Annotated in this window: 14 protein-coding genes; 1 reads left to right on the top strand and 13 read right to left on the bottom strand. The window is 70.6% G+C overall.

Annotation, left to right across the window (positions count from 1 at the left end):
• Positions 1–8 precede the first annotated feature (8 nt).
• Complete coding sequence (locus ABZX02_RS33200; RefSeq protein WP_355304160.1) at positions 9–491, top strand: calcium-binding protein; 483 nt, start codon at positions 9–11, stop codon at positions 489–491.
• On the opposite strand, the gene ABZX02_RS33195 is transcribed toward ABZX02_RS33200, so the two are convergent.
• From ABZX02_RS33195 to pyrR, 13 genes are all read right to left on the bottom strand, one after another.
• Entirely contained in the window at positions 481–3,387 is a 2,907-nt protein-coding gene (locus ABZX02_RS33195; protein WP_355304158.1) for a hypothetical protein, read from the bottom strand. The genes ABZX02_RS33200 and ABZX02_RS33195 overlap by 11 nt on opposite strands.
• 82 nt (positions 3,388–3,469) lie before the next feature.
• Positions 3,470–4,672: a methionine adenosyltransferase gene (gene metK, locus ABZX02_RS33190; RefSeq protein WP_355304156.1), complete on the bottom strand. Its 1,203-nt coding sequence runs from the start codon at positions 4,670–4,672 to the stop codon at positions 3,470–3,472.
• Between the two features lie 38 nt (positions 4,673–4,710).
• On the bottom strand, positions 4,711–5,919 hold the full coding sequence (gene coaBC / locus ABZX02_RS33185; protein WP_355304395.1) for a bifunctional phosphopantothenoylcysteine decarboxylase/phosphopantothenate--cysteine ligase CoaBC: 1,209 nt from the start codon (positions 5,917–5,919) through the stop codon (positions 4,711–4,713).
• A gap of 38 nt (positions 5,920–5,957) precedes the next feature.
• Positions 5,958–6,236, bottom strand: a complete 279-nt coding sequence (gene rpoZ / locus ABZX02_RS33180) for a DNA-directed RNA polymerase subunit omega (RefSeq protein ID WP_045313812.1) — start codon at positions 6,234–6,236, stop codon at positions 5,958–5,960.
• Between the two features lie 2 nt (positions 6,237–6,238).
• Entirely contained in the window at positions 6,239–6,835 is a 597-nt protein-coding gene (gene gmk, locus ABZX02_RS33175; RefSeq protein WP_355304153.1) for a guanylate kinase, read from the bottom strand.
• Positions 6,832–7,149, bottom strand: coding sequence for an integration host factor, actinobacterial type (gene mihF / locus ABZX02_RS33170; protein ID WP_030471603.1), 318 nt, complete (start codon positions 7,147–7,149; stop codon positions 6,832–6,834). Before mihF ends, gmk begins: the two co-directional genes overlap by 4 nt.
• A gap of 295 nt (positions 7,150–7,444) precedes the next feature.
• Positions 7,445–8,272: an orotidine-5'-phosphate decarboxylase gene (pyrF, locus tag ABZX02_RS33165; RefSeq protein ID WP_355304151.1), complete on the bottom strand. Its 828-nt coding sequence runs from the start codon at positions 8,270–8,272 to the stop codon at positions 7,445–7,447.
• Positions 8,269–11,571, bottom strand: a complete 3,303-nt coding sequence (gene carB / locus ABZX02_RS33160; RefSeq protein WP_355304149.1) for a carbamoyl-phosphate synthase large subunit — start codon at positions 11,569–11,571, stop codon at positions 8,269–8,271. The genes pyrF and carB overlap by 4 nt, the downstream gene beginning before the upstream one ends.
• Entirely contained in the window at positions 11,571–12,713 is a 1,143-nt protein-coding gene (carA, locus tag ABZX02_RS33155) for a glutamine-hydrolyzing carbamoyl-phosphate synthase small subunit (protein WP_355304147.1), read from the bottom strand. The genes carB and carA overlap by 1 nt, the downstream gene beginning before the upstream one ends.
• Positions 12,680–13,168, bottom strand: coding sequence for a transporter (locus ABZX02_RS33150; protein ID WP_355304145.1), 489 nt, complete (start codon positions 13,166–13,168; stop codon positions 12,680–12,682). Before ABZX02_RS33150 ends, carA begins: the two co-directional genes overlap by 34 nt.
• A complete protein-coding gene (locus tag ABZX02_RS33145; protein ID WP_355304143.1) occupies positions 13,165–14,445 on the bottom strand; it encodes a dihydroorotase in 1,281 nt (426 codons plus the stop codon). The genes ABZX02_RS33150 and ABZX02_RS33145 overlap by 4 nt, the downstream gene beginning before the upstream one ends.
• Positions 14,442–15,374 carry an aspartate carbamoyltransferase catalytic subunit gene (locus ABZX02_RS33140; protein ID WP_355304141.1) on the bottom strand — a complete coding sequence of 311 codons (933 nt, stop codon included), beginning with the start codon at positions 15,372–15,374 and terminating at the stop codon, positions 14,442–14,444. Before ABZX02_RS33140 ends, ABZX02_RS33145 begins: the two co-directional genes overlap by 4 nt.
• Entirely contained in the window at positions 15,371–15,943 is a 573-nt protein-coding gene (gene pyrR, locus ABZX02_RS33135; RefSeq protein ID WP_285642317.1) for a bifunctional pyr operon transcriptional regulator/uracil phosphoribosyltransferase PyrR, read from the bottom strand. The genes ABZX02_RS33140 and pyrR overlap by 4 nt, the downstream gene beginning before the upstream one ends.
• Positions 15,944–16,034: the final 91 nt, after the last annotated feature.

Raw genomic sequence — 16,034 nt, 5'->3', positions numbered from 1 at the left:
AACCGACCATGAGACTGCGCATCACCGCCGCCGCGCTCGCCATCGGGCTGTGCACCGCCGGGGTGGCCCAGGCCGACGACGTGCCGCCGGAGTTCCAGAACAGACCGACCCCGGCGGCCTGCTACAACGCCGTGCCCACGATCGTCGGCGCGGGCTTCATCCCCGGCGGGAGCGGAGCGGACGTGATCCTCGGCAGCCCCGGCCCGGACGTCATCGTCGCCATGGAGGGCAACGACATCATCATCGGCCTCGGCGCCGACGACGTGATCTTCGGCGGGCCGGGCAACGACCTGGTCTGCGCCGGCTGGGGCGACGACAAGGTCGACGGCGGCCTGCACCACGACACCGTCTACGGCGAGGCCGGCAACGACAAGATGCTCGGTGGCGAGGGGATGGACCTGCTGTCCGGCGACCTCAACTTCGACGAGGGCGACGGCGAGCTCGGGTTCGACTTCTGCACGGCGTCCACCGAGGTCCAGATCAGCTGCTAGCGACCGCCTGCCGCAGCAGGATCGCGGTGGCGGGATCGGGCCCGACCCCGAGCTGCCGCAGCGAGTCCAGCACGCGCGCACGCGTCCTCACCATCCTGTGCGGATCGCGTGCGCGCAGTGCGGCGGCCAGGGCGAGCCGGTGCCCGCGCGGGTCGAACGGCTCCAGCGCCAGCGCCCGTTCGGCGAGCACGTGCGCCTCGGCCGGATCACCCGTGACGAGCCGCAGTTCGCCCAGCTCCACCAGGTTCCGCACGTGCGCGGCCCTGATCTCGGCGATCTCGGCCTCGCACACGTCGGCCAGGTCCGGGAGCGGTTCGCCCCGCCACAGCGCCACGGCGTCGGCGGCGTCCCGCTCCCGCGCCGACCACAGGTCCACGGTCAGCTGGTCGCTCCGGACGAGCCGGATCGTCTCGTTGTCGCTGCGCAGGAAGTAGCTGGCCTCACCGCCCGCACGGCCGGGTTCGAGCAGCCGGCGGAGGTGCGTCGTCGTCACGCGCAGGTTCCGCGCGGCGCTCGCCGGGTCGAGGTCCGGCCAGAGCAGGTCCATCGCCTGCTCGCGAGAAACCTCGGTCCGCAGCACGAGCAGGCCCAGCAGCTGGCGGACGCGGGCCCGGCGCAGCTCGGGTGCCTCCGCGGCGACCCCGTTCCTGGTGACCCGCATCGGGCCGATCACCTCGATGCCGATCGGGTGGTCCGGAGGCGCCGGCACGGCGGCGAGCAGTCTCGCGGCACCGGCGACGAGGTCCGGGTCCCTGGTGAGCTCCCGGAACTGGCGGTGCGCGGCCGCTCCGACGCGGTCGGCGAGCCAGGTGCCCAGGCGCGTGCTGCCCGCGGCGGCCTGCCGGGCGGCCAGCTCGACGGACCACGGCAGCGGCAGGAAGCAGAGCGCGTGGGCGTCCGGCAGGTCCTTGCGCGGATCGCCGTTCCTGGCCGCGAGGAACGCACGCCCGGCCGCGCGCGCCTTGCGGTGCGACGGGCCCAGGTCCGTGTCGTCCCACCGTTCCCTGAGCTCGTCGCTGAGCACGTACCCGAGCGTCAGGAACCGGCGCAGGTGCCGTTCGGCGAGCCTGATCTCCAGCGGCCACCGGTCCAGGTGCCGCTTGTAGAGGTCGCGGGCCAGGTCCTCCTCGCCGCGCGTGACGGCGCCCGCCGCCTGCGCCGCGCACGCCAGCACCGCATCGCGCGGGTTGTCGTGCTCGGCGGGCAGGTCCGGCCCGGTCTCCCCGAACGACGCCGCGACGACGGCGCGGACGGCACCCGCCACGAACTCGTCGCGCGCGGTGCTCCCCGTGTCATCCCCCTGGAACTCGACGGCCTCCCCGTCGAACCACCGCGCCGTCGCGGCGTGGCGGCGCGCCAGGTCGTCGCCGAGCATCCGTTCGGCGAGCTCGGCCGCGTCCTGCCCGCGCCCGCACATCGCGAGGCAGTGCACGTGGAACCTGGTCGTGGACACCGCAAGCGCTTGGGGCACCGCGTGCACCGGTGCCTGGGCGAGGTGCCGCAGCGCCGTCTCCGGGTCACCGTCGAGCTCGGCCACCACCGCGGCGGTGCTGTGCCGCAACACCTTCAGCACCGGCGAGTGCGCGTCGAGCTCCTGGGCCCTGCCGGCGACGGTGGCCAGCCGCACCAGATCGCCCCGCGAGTGCGCGGTGATCACGGCCTGCCCCAGCGCCACCGCGGCTCCCTCGTGGTCGCCGGCCCGCAGCATCAGGGCGCAGGCCTGGTCGACCAGGTGGTCGATCGACGGGTCGGAGAAGTCCTCGGCGTGCAGGACCGCGGCCTTCAGCAACAGGAACGCGGGCTCGCGTCCGCACTGCGCCGGCACCGCGTCGAGCCACGTCCGCGCGATCGCGCTCGGCAGCACGGACAACGTGGTCCGCACGAGCTCGACCGCGAGCTCGGCGAGCAGCGCCCAGTCGTAGGCCCGGCACGCGACCCGTCCCGCCGCGGCCAGATCTCCGCGCGCCGTCAGCACTTCCACGGCCCTGCCCCGGAAACGACCGGTGGACACCAGGCTCCCCCACAGGTCGTGGGCCCGGTAGCGGCCGTCGTCGAGCCGGTCCACCAACGGGATCGCGCGCGCCAGGTGCTCCAGGTCCGCGGGCTCCCCCGCCACCGCGCCGACCTCGTCCACCGTGGCGGTCCCGAGTGCCACCAACGCCGCCAGCGCGGTGCGCGTCCGTTCCGGCACCTGGTTCAGCACCTCCTCGGCGGCGTACCGCCACGACGCGGCCGGACCGGCGGTGAGCGACAGCCGCACGAGCGCGGGCCAGCCGTGCAGGTCCTCGGCCGCTTCCCGCCCCAGTTTCCGGGCCAGCGCGGACGTTTCGGCGTCGGTGAACGCCAGGTCCGCCGTCTCGACCACGCCCACCTGCCCCGCCGCCTGACGCCGCGCGAGCGGCAGGCCCGGCGTCGTGCGACCGGCGAGCACGAGGTGCGCGGTGTCGGGCAGGGCACGGGCGACCTCCGCGAGCAGGTCGGCGCCGGGCGACCCGTCCGGGACCTCGTGGACGTCGTCGAGCACCAGGCAGACGTCCAGCGGGGCCTTGGCCAGCAAGGCCGCGACGACGTCGCGTGCGAGTTCACGCGGGGCTTGCGACGTCACGAGCACGTCCCGCGCGTCGGTGCCGAGAGCGTCGAGGATCGCCGCGGCCAACCGGCCGGCGTCCTCGTGGCCGGGTCCGCAGGTCACCCAGGCGTCGATGCCCTGCGGCGCCAGGAGGTTCGCGCGGACGGCCTGCGCCAGCGCGGTGGTCTTGCCGAAGCCGGGTCCCGCGGTGACCAGCGTGACCGGACGGGACCAGCGGCTCCGCAGGCGGTCCACCAGACGCGGGCGCGGCAGCTCGGCGTCGAGCGGGCGCGGCACGGCGCGCAGACCTGTCGTGTTGTCCCCCACGCACTGCGGAGACGCGGACCACGCCCGAAATACGCGAAACGGCCCGCCTCCCCGGGAAGGGAGGCGGGCCGTCGTCGGACGATCAGGCGCCGGCGGCGTTGCGCAGGGCCTCGGCGCGGTCCGTCGACTCCCAGGGGAGGTCGACGTCCGTGCGACCGAAGTGGCCGTACGCGGCGGTCGGGCCGTAGATCGGGCGGAGCAGGTCGAGGTCGCGGATGATCGCGGCGGGCCGGAGGTCGAACACCTCGGTGATGGCCTGCTGGATCTTCTGCGGGTCGACGGTCTCGGTGCCGAAGGTCTCGACGAAGAGGCCGACGGGGGCCGCCTTGCCGATCGCGTAGGCGACCTGGACCTCGACGCGGGTGGCGAGGCCCGCCGCGACGGTGTTCTTCGCGACCCAGCGCATGGCGTAGGCGGCGGAGCGGTCGACCTTCGACGGGTCCTTGCCGGAGAACGCGCCGCCACCGTGGCGGGCCATGCCGCCGTAGGTGTCGACGATGATCTTGCGGCCGGTCAGGCCCGCGTCACCCATCGGGCCACCGATGACGAAGCGGCCGGTCGGGTTCGTGAGCAGGCGGACACCCGTGGTGTCCAGCGACAGCTCGGCGAGCTCGGGCTCCACGACGTGCTCGCGCAGGTCGACGCCGAGCAGCTTCTCGAGGTCGATGCCGTCGGCGTGCTGCGTGGAGATGACGACCGTGTCGAGGCGGACCGGCTGGTCACCCGCGTACTCGATGGTGACCTGGGTCTTGCCGTCCGGGCGCAGGTACGGAACGGTGCCGTCCTTGCGGACCGCGGTCAGGCGGCGGGACAGGCGGTGCGCCAGCGCGATCGGCAGCGGCATCAGCTCGGGCGTGTCGGTGCACGCGTAGCCGAACATCAGGCCCTGGTCGCCGGCACCCTGCTTGTCGATCTCGTCCGCAGCGCCCTCGACGCGCTCCTCGAACGCCGTGTCGACGCCCTGCGCGATGTCCGGGGACTGCGCGCCGATCGCCACGTTCACGCCGCACGAGTGGCCGTCGAAGCCCTTCGCGGACGAGTCGTAGCCGATCTCCAGGATCTTCTCGCGGACGATCGTGGGGATGTCCGCGTAGGCCTCGGTGGTGACCTCACCCGCGACGTGCACCTGACCCGTGGTCACCAGCGTCTCCACGGCGACGCGGGAGCGCGGGTCCTTGGCGAGCAGCGCGTCCAGGATCGAGTCGCTGATGGCGTCACAGATCTTGTCCGGGTGTCCCTCGGTCACCGACTCACTGGTGAACAGCCTGCTGCTGTGCTGGCTCACGGACACTCCTTCGTTGCGGGGTTGGACTGAGGTGAACCTTACCGAGACCGCGTCAAGCGAGCGGTAACCGCGTCCCAGACAGCGGACGCCAGTTGAGTTTTCGGCCCGTGGGGTATAGGCGTCTCGGCGCCGTCCGGGGACAGCAGCCAGCCGGCGTTGTCCTCCTGCTCGAACGCCTTGCCGTCGCCGACCGCGTTCAGCACTAGGAGGTCGCAGCCCTTGCGCCGCAGCTTCGCCCGGCCGTAGTCGAGCACCGACGTGGTCTCGTCGCCGGTCTCCGCGGCGAACCCGACGATCAGCTGGCCGCTCCGACGTGCGGAAACGAGCTCCACGAGGATGTCGGGGTTCTTCGTCAGCGCGATCGGGTCCGGGTCGCCGTCGGTCTTCTTGATCTTGTGTCCGGTGAGGGACAACGGCCGGAAGTCGGCCACCGCGGCGGCCATCACGACCACGTCCGCGTCCGCCGCCACCTTGTGCATCGCGTCGCGCAGCTCGACCGCGGAACCCACGCGCACCAGGTCGACCCCGGCGGGTGTGGCCAGATCCGCGGTGTTTCCCGCTACCAAAGTCACACGCGCGCCGCGCTGCGCGGCCACCCGTGCGAGCGCGTAGCCCTGCTTGCCGGACGAGCGGTTGCCGATGAACCGCACCGGATCGAGTGGTTCGCGCGTGCCGCCGGCGGAGATGGCGACGTGCACGCCCTCCAGCGAGCGCGGCAGCGCGTCGGCCTGCACGAGCAGCAGCCGGGCCAGCTCGACGATCTCGGCCGGGTCGGGCAGGCGGCCCTTGCCGGTGTCCTTGCCCGTCAACCGGCCGGACGCGGGTTCGGCGACGACGACACCGCGCGAGCGCAGCAGCGCCACGTTGTGCTGGGTGGCCGGGTGCTCCCACATCTCGGTGTGCATCGCCGGCACCAGCAGGACCGGGCAGCGCGCGGTCAGCAGGGTGTTGGTCAGCAGGTCGTCGGCGAGGCCGTGCGCGGCCTTCGCGATCAGGTTCGCGGTCGCCGGGGCGACCATGACAAGGTCGGCGTTCTGCCCGAGCTTGACGTGCGGCACCTCGTGCACGTCGTCGAACGGGTCGGCGGACACGACCTGGCCGGACAGGGCCTCGAACGTGGCGGCTCCCACGAACTTGAGCGCGCCCTCGGTGGGGATGACCCGCACGGAGTGACCGGACTCGGTCAACCGGCGCAGGACCTCACAGGCCTTGTACGCAGCGATGCCCCCGCCAACACCCAGAACGATCCTGGGCTTGGTGGGGGCATCAGCGTCAGACGACGCGGTCACTCGCCCTCGGTGTGCTCGAGGAGACCCGCGTGGATCTCGCGCAGAGCGATCGAGAGCGGCTTCTCGCGCGGGCCCGGCTCGACGAGCGGGCCGACGTACTCGAGCAGGCCCTCGCCGAGCTGCGCGTAGTAGTCGTTGATCTGGCGGGCACGCTTCGCGGCGTAGATCACCAACGCGTACTTCGAGCTCACCTGCTCAAGCAGGTCGTCGATCGGCGGGTTGGTGATGCCCTCCGGGGAACCGGTCAGGTGACCGAGCTCGGTGTGGGTGATCACTCTCAGACTCCTGAAATTCGTGGTCCGACCATCAAGGATAGCAAGTCGGCCGCGGCCGACTGCACGTCGGCGTTCACGACGACCTCGTCGAACTCCTTTTCGGCCGCCAGCTCCTCGCGGGCGATCTCCAGGCGACGTTCGACGACGTCCGGGTGTTCGGTGCCCCGGCCGGTCAGCCGGTCGACCAGGTGCTCCCAGGACGGGGGCATCAGCATGACCAGCTGGGCCTCGGGCATGGCCACGCGGACCTGCCGCGCGCCCTGCAGCTCGATCTCGAGCAGGGCGGGACGGCCGGCGGCCAGTGCTTCCTCGACGGGCCTGCGAGGGGTTCCGTAGCGGTTTCCGGCGAAGTCGGCGTGTTCGAGGAACTCGCCCGCGTCCACCATCTGCTGGAACTTCTCGTGGTCCACGAAGTGGTAGTGCACCCCGTCGACCTCGCCCGGCCTCGGTTTCCTGGTGGTCGCCGAGACGGAGAAGTAGACATCGGGCTGCTGCCTGCGCAGCTCCGCCAGGACGCTGGACTTGCCAACGCCGGACGGCCCGGACAAGACGGTGAGGCGGGGACGGGCGACGCCCGCCCCCGCCTCGGTGCCAATCACTCTCCGCTGAACTCGGAGAGCAGGGCCTTGCGCTGGCGGTCACCGAGACCGCGCAGGCGACGGCTGGGAGCGATCTCGAGGCGCTCCATGATCTGCTGCGCGCGAACCTTGCCGACGCCCGGGAGGGCCTCGAGCAGCGCGGACACCTTCATCTTGCCCAGGACCTCGTCGCTCTCGGCGGCCTTGAGCACGTCCGTCAGGGTCGTGCCGCCGCGCTTGAGGCGCTCCTTGAGCTCAGCCCGAGCGCGACGAGCGGCAGCAGCCTTCTCCAGCGCTGCGGCTCGCTGCTCCTCGGTAAGCTGGGGAAGAGCCACGATTTCCTCCGTGGTGTGGATTCTTTTCGGATCGGTGCCGCGACCGTACCGACCGCAATTGCCTGAGTACAACGTGACCCAGTCAGGTAAATCTTCAGCGGTGGTGAGTGATGCGGCGGGTGGTAGTAGTACCAACACCCTCCGGCGGCCTGATCACTGCCTCCGGCAACTCGTCGCCCACGTTACGTGTGCTATGAGGCCGGTGACCAGCGGGGCAGCCGGTGGCGTGGACCCTACCAACACATGTTTCCCCTGGTGAGCGCGCCACACCCCAAAAGTCGTGGCGCGCCCCTCCTCAGAGGCTCTCCTGCACCCTCCGCACGGCGCTGACCAGCGACGATACGTCCGGGCCATGCTTGAGAACATCTCGTGAAGAAGTTGGCAGGACACCCCGCATGTCGGACCCGAAGAGCCGTTTTAGATCAGCCACCGAGCCGCCCTGAGCGCCGAAACCGGGCGCCAGGATCGGCCCGTTGAACCGCGAGAGGTCTACATCCGTTTCCCCGATCGTGGCACCCACGACGAGACCGACATCGCCGCACGGGGAAATGCCTGAATTCCGGTCCGCGGCGAAATCGATGATCGTCTGCGCCACGGTTCGCCCGTCCGGAGCAACGACCCGCTGGACCTCGGCACCCTCCGGGTTGGACGTGAGGGCGAGCACGAACACTCCCCTGCCCGTCTCCCGCGCCTTGTCGAGCGCCGGCTGCAGCGAGCCGAACCCGAGGAACGGCGACAGCGTGACGGCGTCCCCGGCGAGCGGCGAGCCGTCGCCCAGGTAGGCCTGCGCGTAGGCGGCCATGGTGGAGCCGATGTCGCCGCGCTTGGCGTCCACGAGCACCAGCGTGCCCGAGTCGCGCAGGTCCGCGATCACCCGCTCCAGCACGGCGACGCCCCGCGACCCGTAGGCCTCGAAGAACGCCGCCTGCGGCTTCACCATCGCCACCGTGCCGCCGAACGCCTCCACGGCGGTCAGGGCGAACCGTTCGAGGCCCTCGACGGTCGGGGACAGGCCCCAGGCGTCGAGGAGGCTCGGGTGCGGGTCGATCCCGACGCACAGCGGTCCGTGCGCGTCGACGGCCTTCGCGAGCTTCTGCCCGAAATGATCTGGCACGAAGATCACGCGTCTCCCCTCAGCGCCGCCTGGAGCGCCTGCAGCGGCTGGACCCCGATGTCACCGCGGATGAGCGCCTCGATGCCGTGCACGGCCGCGGCAGCGCCCTGGATCGTGGTGACGCACGGGATGTCCTTGGCGACGGCGGCGGTGCGGATCTCGTAACCGTCCACACGGGGACCGCTGTTGCCGTACGGCGTGTTGAAGATCATGTCGATCTCACCGTTCAGGATCATGTCGACGACGTTGCCCTCGCCCTCGAAGTGCTTGCGCACCTCGGTGCACGGGATCCCGTTGCGCTTCAACACCTCCGCGGTGCCCGAGGTCGCGAGGATCTGGAACCCGAGGTCGGCCAGCCGCTTCACCGGGAAGATCATCGCGCGCTTGTCGCGGTTCGCGAACGACACGAACACCTTGCCCTTGGTGGGCAACGAGCCGTACGAGGCCGTCTGCGACTTCGCGAACGCCTTGCCGAACGACGAGTCGATGCCCATGACCTCGCCGGTGGACTTCATCTCCGGGCCGAGCAACGAGTCGACGCCGTGGCCCTCGGGCGTGCGGAAGCGGTGGAACTGCATGACCGCTTCCTTGACCGCGACCGGCGCGTGCTCGGGCAGCCGGGCACCGTCACCGGTGGCCGGCAGGATGCCCTCGACCCGCAGCTCCGCGATCGTCGCGCCGAGCATGACGCGGGACGCGGCCTTGGCCATCGACACCGCCGTCGCCTTGGACACGAACGGCACTGTGCGCGACGCACGGGGGTTCGCCTCCAGGACGTACAGCACGTCGTCCTTGAGCGCGTACTGGACGTTCAGGAGCCCCTTCACGCCGATGCCGCGCGCGATGGCCTCGGTGGAGCGGCGGACGTTCTCGATGTCCGACGCGCCGAGCGTGATCGGCGGCAGCGCGCAGGAGGAGTCGCCGGAGTGCACACCGGCTTCCTCGATGTGCTCCATCACACCGCCGATGAACACCTCGGTGCCGTCGCACAGCGCGTCCACGTCGATCTCGATGGCGTCGTCGAGGAACCGGTCGACCAGCACCGGGTGCTCGGGCGTCACCTCGGTCGCGCGGGCGATGTAGCCCGACAGCGACTCCTCGTCGTACACGATCTCCATGCCGCGCCCGCCGAGCACGTAGGAGGGGCGCACGAGGACCGGGTAGCCGATCTCGTCCGCGATCTCCTTCGCCTCGTCGAACGACGTGGCCGTGCCGAACTTCGGCGCGGGCAGCCCGGCCTCGGTCAGCACCTTGCCGAACTGGCCGCGGTCCTCGGCGAGGTGGATCGCCTCGGGCGTGGTGCCCACGACCGGCACACCGGCGTCCGACAGGCGCTTCGCGAGGCCCAGCGGCGTCTGGCCGCCCAGCTGCACGATGACGCCCGCGACGGTGCCGGAGCGCTGCTCGGAGTGCACGACCTCCAGCACGTCCTCGAACGTCAGCGGCTCGAAGTACAGGCGGTCGGAGGTGTCGTAGTCGGTCGACACCGTCTCCGGGTTGCAGTTGACCATGACCGTCTCGTACCCGGCCTGCCGCAGCGCCATGGCCGCGTGCACGCACGAGTAGTCGAACTCGATGCCCTGGCCGATGCGGTTCGGCCCGGAGCCGAGGATCAGCACCTTCGGCTTCTCCCGCTGCTCCGCGACCTCGGTCTCGGCGTTCGGGTCGAGCTCGTAGGCGGAGTAGTGGTACGGCGTCTCGGACTTGAACTCCGCCGCGCACGTGTCGACCGTCTTGTAGACCGGACGCACGCCCAGGCGGTGGCGCAGCGCGCGCACGCCGTCCTCACCGGCCAGCTCCGGGCGGAGGACGGAGATCTGCCGGTCGGAGAGACCGGCGCGCTTCGCCTTGCGCAGCAACGGCTCGTCGAGCACGGGAGCCTCCAGGAGCTCCGTGCGCAACGTGCCGAGCCAGGCGATCTGCTCGATGAACCACGGGTCGATCTTCGACGCGTTGTACACGTCCTCGATGGACGCGCCGAGTCGAAGAGCACGCTCGACCGTGTAGATGCGACCGTCGTGACCCCGCTCCAGCTGGGCCAGGACCGACTCCAGAGTAGTGCCCTCCGGGTCGGGCTGGGTCCAGAAACCGACCGATTTCGTTTCCAGCGAACGCAGCGCCTTGCCCAGCGCCTCCACGAAGTTCCGGCCGATCGACATGGCCTCGCCGACCGACTTCATCGTGGTCGTCAGCGTGGGGTCGGCGCCGGGGAACTTCTCGAAGGCGAACCGCGGTGCCTTCACGACCACGTAGTCGAGCGTCGGCTCGAACGACGCCGGGGTCTCCCCCGTGATGTCGTTGGTGATCTCGTCGAGCGTGTAGCCGATGGCGAGCTTCGCGGCGATCTTGGCGATCGGGAAGCCGGTCGCCTTGGACGCCAGCGCCGACGACCGCGACACGCGCGGGTTCATCTCGATGACGACCATGCGGCCGTTGTCCGGGTGGATGGCGAACTGGATGTTGCAGCCACCGGTGTCGACGCCGACCTCGCGGATGACCTGGATGCCGACGTCGCGCATGTGCTGGTACTCGCGGTCGGTCAGCGTCATCGCGGGCGCGACCGTGACCGAGTCACCGGTGTGCACGCCCATCGGGTCGATGTTCTCGATCGAGCAGATGACGACGACGTTGTCGTTGCGGTCGCGCATCAGCTCGAGCTCGTACTCCTTCCACCCGAGCACGCTCTCCTCGATGAGCACCTCGGTGACCGGGGACTCCTCGAGGCCGATCGCGGCGAGGCGCTCCAGCTCCTCGTGCGTGTAGGCCATGCCGGAACCCAGGCCGCCCATGGTGAACGACGGCCGGATGACGACCGGGAGGCCGAGCTCGGCGACGGTCGCGCGGACCTCGTCCATCGTCTTGCATACGGCCGAACGCGGGACGTCCGAGCCGATGCGGCGGACCAGGTCCTTGAAGATCTGCCGGTCCTCGCCGCGCTGGATGGCGTCGATGTTCGCGCCGATCAGCTCGACGTCGTACTTCTCCAGCACGCCGCGCTCGTGCAGCGCGATGGCCGTGTTCAGCGCCGTCTGGCCGCCCAGCGTCGCGAGGATCGCGTCCGGGCGCTCCTGCGCGATGACCTTCTCCACGAACTCGGCCGTGATCGGCTCGATGTAGGTGGCGTCGGCGAACTCGGGGTCGGTCATGATGGTCGCCGGGTTGGAGTTCACCAGGCTGACCCTGATGCCCTCCTCCCTCAGCACCCGGCACGCCTGGGTGCCGGAGTAGTCGAACTCGCAGGCCTGACCGATGACGATCGGGCCGGAGCCGATGACCAGGATGTGCTTGAGATCAGTCCTCTTCGGCATCAGCGGGCCTCATTCATCATGGTCACGAAGTCGTCGAACAGGGGCGCGGCGTCGTGCGGGCCGGCCGCGGCCTCGGGGTGGTACTGCACGGAGAACGCCGGCGCGTCGAGCAGCCGGACGCCCTCGACGGTGCCGTCGTTCGGGCAGTAGTGCGACAGCACGGCGCGGCCGAACTCCGACGAGAACTCCTCGCCGGGCGTGCCCTCGAGCGCGAACCCGTGGTTCTGCGAGGTGATGGCGACCTTGCCGGTGGTCACGTCGATAACCGGGATGTTGATGCCGCGGTGGCCGTAGCGCATCTTGTACGTGCCGCGGCCGACCGCGCGGCCGAGGATCTGGTTGCCGAAGCAGATGCCGAACAGCGGCAGCTTGCGGCCCAGTGCCTCCCGCGTCAGGGCGATGGCGTGGTCCTGCGTGGCCGGGTCGCCGGGGCCGTTCGAGAGGAACACCCCGTCCGGGCTGACCTTCAGGATGTCCTCGAACGTGCTGGTCAACGGCAGGACGTGCACCTCGATGCCGCGCGCCGCCATCATCCGCGGAGTGTTGGACTTGATGCCCAGGTCGAGCGCCGCGACGGTGAACTTCTTCTCGCCGATGGCCTCGACCACGTACGGCTTGTCCGTCGTCACGTCGACCGCGAGGTTCGCGCCGACCATCTGCGCGGACGCCTTGACCTGCTCGACCATCGACGCGTCGTCGCTCAGCTCGGAGCCCGAGAACACGCCGGCGCGCATCGCGCCCTGCTCGCGGATGTGACGGGTCAGCGTGCGGGTGTCGAGGCCCGCGATGCCGACGACGCCCTGGTTCGCGAGCTCCTCGTCGAGACCGCGCTTCGAGCGCCAGTTCGACGGGGTGCGCGCGGGGTCGCGGACCACGTAGCCCGCCACCCAGATCTTGGACGACTCGTCGTCCTCGTCGTTCCAGCCGGTGTTGCCGATCTGCGGCGCGGTCTGCACCACGATCTGGCGGTGGTAGGACGGGTCGGTCAGGGTTTCCTGGTACCCGGTCATGGCCGTGGAGAACACGACCTCGCCGAGCGAGACGCCGGTCGCTCCGTACGCCTCACCGCGGAAGACTCGTCCGTCTTCCAGCACCAATGCCGCGTTCGTCACGCCTTGCCTCCCACGAGAGCTGCAACCCATTCGTCGTAAACGTCTTTGTCATCGCCACGGAAACCCGTGTCGAAGAGGTGGCCTTCGTTCTCCCACTGGACCACCAGCAGGCCCTCTTCGCTGAACATGACCTTCCCGGCCAGGCCCCGGTCCGTGCGGGCGTCCCGGATGGACTGCGCCGGGATGAAGATCGGCGAGGCGCCGGTCCGCTCGATCGCGACGCCTTCCGGCACCAGGCTCAGCGTGGCCTCGGCGCGGTGGCCGATGTCGCCGACCTGGATGCGGTCCTGCCAGTTGCCCGCGTTCGTCGTTCCGATGTAGACGCCGGTGGTCGCGAGGCGCGCCGCGCCGAGCTTCTCCGGTGTCGCCGGGAAGGCGGGCAGATCGGCCTGCTTGCGCTGACGTCGCTTCCAGCCGTGCCACATGCCGTAGACGCACAGGGCGAAGAAGACGAAGACCGCCAGGGACAGGAGGATCCGGGTCATTCCGCAATCCTCCCCGCCACCGCGGTCACCCGGCCACGCAAGATGGTGGCCGTCACCGCCGCGGGCAGCTCCATGCCCTCGAACGGGGTGTTGCCGGCGATGCTCGCGAGCTCGGCGCCGCGGACCGTCCAGGACGCGTCCGGGTCGACCAGCACGAGGTTCGCGGGCTCGCCGACCGCGATCGGACGGCCCTGGTCGGTCAGGCCGGCGATCTCGGCGGGCTTCTCGCTCATCACGCGGGCGACGCCGCGCCAGTCCAGCAGGCCGGTCTTCACCATCGTCTCGACGACGATGCCGAGGGCGGTCTGCAGGCCGAGCATGCCCGGACGGGCGGCCGACCACTCGCAGTCCTTGTCCTGGACCGCGTGCGGGGCGTGGTCCGTGGCGACGCAGTCGATCGTGCCGTCGGCCAGGGCCTGGCGCAGCGCGTCCACGTCAGACTGGGTGCGCAGCGGCGGGTTGACCTTGTTGACCGGGTCGTAGGTGGCGAGCCGGTCGTCGGTCAGGATCAGGTGGTGCGGGGTGACCTCGGCGGACACCTTGGTGCCGCGCGCCTTGGCCCACTTCAGGACGTCCGCCGTGCCGGTGGTGCTGACGTGGCAGACGTGCAGCTTCGCGTCGACCTGCTTCGCGAGGATGCAGTCGCGGGCGACGATCGACTCCTCGGCGGCCGCGGGCCAGCCCTGCAGACCGAGCCGGGAGGCGTTCTCGCCCTCGTGCGCCTGCGCTCCGACGGTGAGCTTCGGCTCCTCGGCGTGCTGGGCGATGACGGCGCCCAGGGCCTTCGAGTACTCCAGCGCGCGGCGCATGATCAACGGATCGTGCACGCAGTGGCCGTCGTCGGAGAAGACGCGGACGTTCGCCCTGGACTTGGCCATCGTGCCGAGCTCGGCGAGCTTCTCGCCCTTGAGGCCGACGGTGACGGCGCCGACCGGGTGGACGTCGACGAGGCCGACCTCCTGGCCGCGGCGGGCGACGTGCTCGACGATGACGGCGTTGTCGGCGACCGGGTCGGTGTTGGCCATCGCGAAGACCGCCGTGTAACCGCCGAGAGCCGCGGCCTTCGAGCCCGTCTCGATGGTCTCGGTGTCTTCACGGCCCGGCTCACGCAGGTGGGTGTGCAGGTCGACGAAGCCCGGCAGCAGGACCGCGCCGTTGCCTTCGATGATCTCGGCGTTCTCGTCCGATCCCTCTGCGATCACGCCGTCGCGGATCAGCAGGTCGATCGGTTCCCCCTCGCCGTAGGGCCTGACTCCCTTGAGAAGCAAGGGTTTCACGCGTTTTCCTCCTCGTGGGCAAGCAGGTGGTACAGCACGGCCATGCGCACGTGGACACCGTTGCGGACCTGCTCGGTGATGGCGGCCTGCGGGCTGTCGGCGACGACGGAGGCGATCTCCATGCCGCGCAGCATCGGGCCGGGGTGCAGCACGACGGCGTGCTCGGGGAGCAGCTTCAGACGCCGCTCGTTGAGGCCGTACGCGATCGAGTACTCGCGCGAGCTCGGGAAGAACCCGCCGGTCATCCGCTCGGCCTGCACACGCAGCAACATCACCGCGTCCTGCGAGGCGAGCTCGGAGTCGATCTCGTGCGAGAACGTGACCGGCCAGTTCTCGACGCCGGTGGGCAGCAGGGTCGGCGGGGCGACCAGCGTGACCTCGGCGCCGAGGGTGGTGAGCAGGTGCACGTTCGACCGGGCGACCCGGCTGTGCAGGACGTCGCCGACGATCGCGACGCGGCGGCCGTCGAGGCTGCCCAGGCGGTCGCGCAACGTGGCGGCGTCGAGCAGCGCCTGCGTGGGGTGCTCGTGCATGCCGTCGCCCGCGTTCACCACGGACGTGCTGGTGTGCTTGAGCCAGCCCGCGAGCCGGTGGGCCGCGCCGGACGCCGGGTGCCGCACGATGACGCAGTCGGCGCCCGCGGCCTGCAGCGTCAGGGCGGTGTCGCGCAGCGACTCGCCCTTGCTGACGCTGGAACCGGAGCTGCTGACGTTGATCACGTCGGCGGACATCCACTTGCCGGCGATCTCGAAGCTGACGCGGGTACGGGTGCTGTTCTCGTAGAACATCGTGATCACCGTGCGGCCGCGCAGCGTCGGCAGCTTGCGGACCTCGCGGCCGAGCAGCGCCTGCTTCAGCCGGTCCGCGGTGTCGAGGATCGCGATCGCCTGGTCGCGGTCGAGGCCGTCGGTGGAGAGCAGGTGCTTCACTTCAGCACCACTCCGTCGCGGCCGTCGAACTCCTCGAGGTTCACGACGACGTCCTCGTTCTTGGAGGTCGGCAGGTTCTTGCCCACGTAGTCCGCGCGGATCGGCAGCTCGCGGTGGCCGCGGTCGACCAGCACGGCCAGCTGGACGGCGCGGGGCCGGCCGTGGTCGCGCAGGGCGTCGAGGGCGGCGCGGATCGTGCGGCCGGAGAACAGCACGTCGTCCACGAGCACGACCAGCTTGTCGTCGATGCCGCCCTCGGGCAGCTTCGTCGCCTCCAACGGCCTGGTGGGGCCTCGGCGGAGGTCGTCGCGGTAGAGGGTGATGTCGAGCGTGCCCTCGTGCACCGTCCGGCCGGAAAATTCGGCGATCTTAGCGGCTAGCCGTCGTGCGAGGGGGGCTCCCCGGCTGGGAATACCCATCAAGACGACGTCGGGTGCGCTGGGTGCATCGAGAGCGGTCTTCTCGATGATCTGATGGGCCATTCGGGCGACAGTGCGCGCGACGTCACCGGCCGAGAGAATCTCGCGATCCCCGGCCGGATCCGTCGCGCCACGTTGACGTGACGCCACGGCTGGACCTCCTTCCCCGCCTCACTGGACGGGTCCTTAAAGGACGTCGGACACCTGGTAACAACTAGGCTGACCTGCACCGTATCACCTA

Source organism: Lentzea sp. NPDC003310 (genome assembly GCF_040610935.1).
GTDB lineage: Bacteria > Actinomycetota > Actinomycetes > Mycobacteriales > Pseudonocardiaceae > Lentzea.
Note: the sequence above shows the minus strand (reverse complement) of the source record. Positions and strands in the feature narration are given on the sequence as shown.